A 3,664-nucleotide genomic window follows, 5' to 3' on the forward strand; every position below is an offset into this window, starting at 1 on the left:
CACCGGCACGCCCAAGCCGCCGACCCCGACCCCGCCGCCACCGCCCGCCACCGCGGCGAAGCTGTCGTTGAGCGCGCCGACCCGCGCCGCGGCGTCCGAGCGCCGGTGCGAGCGCGTCACGGTCACGTTCACCAACACCGGCGGCACGGCGGCCCGTTCGGGCACGGTCGGCTTCGAGACGCACATCATCGGCGCGCTCGGCATCGACTGGGCCACGATCCGCACCACCCAGCCGCTGCCCGGCCCCATCGCGGCCGGCGCCACGAGGACACAGACGTACACGGTGTGCGTGGAGGCCTGGCGGGTGCCGCTGGGCATGCGGGTGGAGACACGGAACGTCACGGCGTCCTGGATTTAGGGCGCGTCCGCGAAGCGTCCCCGGATCAGCGCGGGAGCAGCGATCAGCGCGGGAGCAGCCATCAGCGCAGGAGCAGCGATCAGCGCAGGAGCAGCCAGAGGGCGGCGCCGATCAGGAGGAGCAGGGCGAGGGCCGCGGCGGCCTTGACGCCGTTCCCCTTCGCCGTGCCCCCGGCCCGGCCCTTCTGTCGCCGTCGGGCGCCCGGAACGGACGGGGTGCGGGCCGGTGCGGCCTCCTCGACGAACGCGCGGAACATCTGCGTACTGCCCGCGGGGTCGTAGCCGGCCTCGGGCTCGGGAGAGTCATGGTTCGCAGCCATGGCCCAGGACCCTAGCGGGTTCCAGCGGGTTTTCCCGACGCCGGCGGGTTTTCCGATTCCTTTACCGCCGGACCCCCCCGATTCATTTGCCTGTAGCAACCATCCGCTTCTATGGTTGCCCTAAGCAACAAGATGGGGGGCATTCCGGTGACCACGCGGACAGCGCAGAGCGGCACCCGGTACGAGGAGCTGGCCCGCCAGCTCACCGGAATCGGAGCGGTCAAACGCGACCTGGCCCGGATCCTGCCCCACGACTGCCCGCCCGGCTCCGCCGCGGTCCTGACCGTGCTCGACCGGCACGGGGAGATGCGACTGAGCCGGCTGTCCGAGTTCATGGCCATCGACATCTCGGTGACCAGCCGCCACGTGGCCCACGTGGCCCAGCACGGCTGGATCGAGCGGGAGACCGACCCGGGCGACGGCCGCTGCCGGATCCTGCGCCTCACCCCGGCGGGACGCGCGCTGCTCGCCGAGCTCGGCGCGCGCTACACCGGCGCGCTGGAAACGGCCCTGGCCGACTGGTCGGCCGCGGACATCGACGTACTCAACACCCTGCTGGCCCGACTCCGATCGAGCTTCTAGTACTAAGGAAACGCATGGCTACGACCACACCGAACGGTGTGCGGGAAGGCGGCCGGTCGGAGACCACGTCCGACGGCGCGCCGATGACCCACCCGCAGATCATGAAGGCACTGTCCGGGTTGATGCTCGGCATGTTCGTGGCGATCCTGTCCTCCACGATCGTCTCCAACGCTCTGCCGGAGATCATCAGCGACCTCGGCGGCACCCAGTCCTCCTACACCTGGGTCGTGACCGCGGCCCTGCTGTCGATGACGGCCGCCACCCCGCTCTGGGGCAAGCTGTCCGACCTCTTCAGCAAGAAGCTGCTCGTCCAGATATCCCTCGTCATCTACGTCCTGGGCTCCGTCGTCGCCGGCCTGTCCCAGAACACCGGCATGCTCATCGCCTGCCGCGTGGTCCAGGGCATCGGCGTCGGCGGTCTGTCCGCCCTCGCCCAGATCGTGATGGCCGCGATGATCTCCCCGCGCGAGCGCGGCCGGTACAGCGGCTACCTCGGCGCGGTCTTCGCCGTCGCCACCGTCGGCGGCCCGCTGCTCGGCGGCGTCATCACCGACACCGACTGGCTGGGCTGGCGCTGGTGCTTCTACGTCGGCGTGCCCTTCGCGATCATCGCGCTGATCGTGCTCCAGCGGACCCTGCACCTCCCGGTCGTCCGCCGGGACGTCAAGGTCGACTGGCTGGGCGCCTTCCTGATCAGCGGCTCGGTCTCGCTGCTGCTGATCTGGGTCACGCAGGCCGGTGACTCGTACGCGTGGATCTCCTGGCAGACCTGGGCGATGACCGGCGGCGCCGTGGCGCTCGGCCTGCTCTTCGTCCTCGTCGAGTCCCGCGCGAGTGACCCGATCATCCCGCTGCGGCTGTTCCGCAACAAGACCATCACCCTGGCGTCGGCGGCCTCGCTGTTCGTCGGCATCGCGATGTTCTCCGGCACGGTCTTCTTCAGCCAGTACTTCCAGTTGGCCCGCAACGAGTCCCCCACCATGTCCGGCGTGCTGACCATCCCGATGATCGCCGGCCTGTTCGTCTCCTCCACCGTCTCCGGCCAGGTCATCACCAAGACCGGCCGGTGGAAGGCCTGGCTCGTCTCGGGCGCGGTCCTGCTCACCGTCGGACTCGGCCTGCTGGGCAGCCTGCGCCACGACACCCCGTACTGGCACATCGCCGTCTACATGGCACTGACCGGCCTCGGCCTCGGCATGATGATGCAGAACCTGGTCCTCGCGACGCAGAACCAGGTGGCCCCCGAGGACCTCGGCGCGGCCAGCTCCGTCGTCACCTTCTTCCGCTCGCTCGGCGGCGCCATCGGCGTCTCGGCGCTCGGCGCGGTCATGGCCACCCGGGTCACCCACTACGTCCAGGACGGCCTCACCGCCCTCGGCCCGAAGGCCGCGGCGATGGGACACGGCGGCACCGGCGGGGGCGGCATCCCCGACCTCGACAAGCTGCCCGCGCCGTTCCGGACCGTCATCGAGGCCGCGTACGGCCACGGCGTCGGTGACGTCTTCCTCTACGCCGCCCCGTTCGCGCTGCTCTCCCTGGTGCTGGTGCTGTTCATCAAGGAGGTCGCGCTCAAGTCGAAGCCGGCCGCGCACGCCCCGGCGGCCGAGGACTCCACGTCCCCGGCCGGTGCCGGGACGCCCACCCCCGTAGCGGCGCGGGCCGCTGCCGGCACCGGCGCCGATGCCGATGCCCTGAGCAAGGCGGGCAAGGGCTCGACCGGGTACTAGAACCCGGGGAGGCACCCTCCTCACCGCAGGAGGGTGCCTCCGTCCTTCCGCCGGGCCCGGGTGGGATCAGGACGCGCCGGACAGGTCGTAGAAGGTGGTCCCGCCGATGGTGGTGGCCTCGAAGGTGGCCTTCACCCAGCTCTCGATGGCGGAACCCGCGGCGCCACCGGGTCGGCCGCCGCCACCGCCACCTCCACCGGCGCCGGCGCCCGCGCCCGCGCCGGTCCCGTCGGCGGTGCCGGGGGTCGTGGTGGCCGGGGCGCCGGGCTGGTTGCCGGCTTGGCTTCCGCCTTCGTTTCCGGCCTGGTTTCCGGACTGGTTTCCGGACTGGTTTCCGGACTGGTTTCCGGACTGGTTTCCGGACTGGTTTCCGGACTGGGCGATGAACCAGTGGATGCGGCCCGCCTTCACGTACGCCTGGAACTGCTCCAGGGTCGGGGAGGGGTCGCTGCCGTTGAAGCCGCCGATGGCCATCACCGGCTCGCCCGAAGCCAGCTGGTAGCTCGCCGCGTTCTGCGATCCGACGGCCGCCGCCGCCCACGTGTACCGGTCGGCGTCCGTCCGCAGGGCCGCCTCCGCCTCGGCCCCGACCCGGGTGCCGCCGAGCAGCCCGCCCATGCCTCCCGCGCCTCCGCCCGGCCCACCGGCCGCGCCACCGGGTCCGCGACCCGCGCCGCC

3 protein-coding genes and 2 pseudogenes are annotated in these 3,664 nt (G+C 71.7%); 3 read left to right on the top strand and 2 right to left on the bottom strand.

Translation table 11 applies throughout. The annotated features are described in order from the left end of the window. Nucleotides 1-358 (top strand): annotated as a pseudogene (locus NOD94_RS40560) (hypothetical protein); the annotation flags it as partial. Between the two features lie 79 nt (nucleotides 359-437). On the opposite strand, the gene NOD94_RS40565 reads toward NOD94_RS40560, so the two are convergent. Next, complete coding sequence (locus tag NOD94_RS40565) at nucleotides 438-677, bottom strand: hypothetical protein (RefSeq protein WP_281211258.1); 240 nt, start codon at nucleotides 675-677, stop codon at nucleotides 438-440. 132 nt (nucleotides 678-809) lie between these two features. Between NOD94_RS40565 and NOD94_RS40570 the strand changes: the two genes are divergently transcribed. Together NOD94_RS40570 and NOD94_RS40575 are read left to right on the top strand one after the other, a co-directional pair. Then, nucleotides 810-1,259 (top strand): MarR family transcriptional regulator, encoded by a 450-nt coding sequence (locus tag NOD94_RS40570; RefSeq protein WP_281211260.1) that lies wholly within the window; start codon nucleotides 810-812, stop codon nucleotides 1,257-1,259. A 14-nt stretch (nucleotides 1,260-1,273) separates the two neighbouring features. Beyond that, nucleotides 1,274-2,986 carry an MDR family MFS transporter gene (locus tag NOD94_RS40575; RefSeq protein ID WP_281211259.1) on the top strand — a complete coding sequence of 571 codons (1,713 nt, stop codon included), beginning with the start codon at nucleotides 1,274-1,276 and terminating at the stop codon, nucleotides 2,984-2,986. A gap of 66 nt (nucleotides 2,987-3,052) precedes the next feature. Here the strand turns inward: NOD94_RS40575 and NOD94_RS40580 are convergent. After that, nucleotides 3,053-3,664: pseudogene (locus tag NOD94_RS40580) on the bottom strand (hypothetical protein); the annotation flags it as partial.

Source organism: Streptomyces sp. Isolate_45, from assembly GCF_024721315.2.
Classification (GTDB): Bacteria; Actinomycetota; Actinomycetes; order Streptomycetales; family Streptomycetaceae; genus Streptomyces.

Bases quoted from the DNA above. Each gene is read 5' to 3' on its own strand.
- NOD94_RS40565 (WP_281211258.1), bottom strand. From the start codon at position 677: ATGGCTGCGAACCATGACTCTCCCGAGCCCGAGGCCGGCTACGACCCC.
- NOD94_RS40570 (WP_281211260.1), top strand. From the start codon at position 810: ATGGGGGGCATTCCGGTGACCACGCGGACAGCGCAGAGCGGCACCCGG.
- NOD94_RS40575 (WP_281211259.1), top strand. From the start codon at position 1,274: ATGGCTACGACCACACCGAACGGTGTGCGGGAAGGCGGCCGGTCGGAG.